The 748-nt window shown below is 28.7% G+C and carries 2 protein-coding genes; both read right to left on the bottom strand.

Annotated features, from left to right (window positions below; genetic code table 11):
- Positions 1 to 264: 264 nt before the first annotated feature.
- Positions 265 to 495, bottom strand: a complete 231-nt coding sequence (locus tag DNK85_RS12780; RefSeq protein ID WP_119329621.1) for a hypothetical protein — start codon at positions 493 to 495, stop codon at positions 265 to 267.
- A 59-nt stretch (positions 496 to 554) separates the two neighbouring features.
- On the bottom strand, positions 555 to 748 hold a 194-nt coding region (locus DNK85_RS12785), incomplete at its 5' end, for a hypothetical protein (protein ID WP_208123203.1).

Below are 748 nucleotides of genomic sequence, written 5' to 3' on the forward strand. Positions count from 1 at the left end.
CTTTTTTCCCCCGATCTTTTATTCCATTTCCTTTATTTTCCCCCTTTTTTTTTTTACTTCTCTTCTTTTTCCTCTTTTCCCAAATTCTCCCTACTTCGCCTTTTTTTTCTTTTTTTTTTTTCCTTTTTCCTTCTTCTTTCTTTTTTTTTTTTTTTTTCTTTTTCCTTCTTTACTTCATTCTTCCTTCCATTCTCCTTTTCTTTCTCTTTTTCTCCTTTCTTCCTTTTTTCTTCCTTCTTTCCCCTCTATTTTTTCTCTTTTCTTTCAACTCTTTTTTCTTTTATTCTCCTCTTCTATTTTCTTCCCTTTTTTTTTTTTTTCTTTCTTTTCTTTATTTTCTTTTTTTTCTTCTTTGTTTTTCTCTCTTTTCTCCCTCTTTTTTTCTTTTTTTTTCTCTCTTTTTTTTTCTTTATTTTTCTCTCCTTTCTTTTCTTCCTTCTTTTCCTTTTTCTCTCCTCCTCCTTTTTCATTGTTTATTCTTTTTCTTTTTCTCACTTCTTCTTCTTCTCTTTTATCTTTATTATCTTTTATCTGTTTGTCCTATCCAGCCCTTTTTACCACTTTCCTTCTCCTCTTCTTTCTCTTCTTGTTATTTCTTCTTCTTCTCTCTCTTTTTTCTCCTTTTCTTTTCTCACTCTTCCTCTCTTCTCTTCTTTTTTCTTTTCTTTTCTTTTTTTTTTTTTTTCCCTTTTCTTTTCTTTTTCTTCTTCTTTCTTCTTTCTCTCTTTCTTTTTCTTTCTCTCTTCTC

It is taken from the genome of Cysteiniphilum halobium (assembly GCF_003574425.1).
GTDB lineage: Bacteria > Pseudomonadota > Gammaproteobacteria > Francisellales > Francisellaceae > Caedibacter > Caedibacter halobius.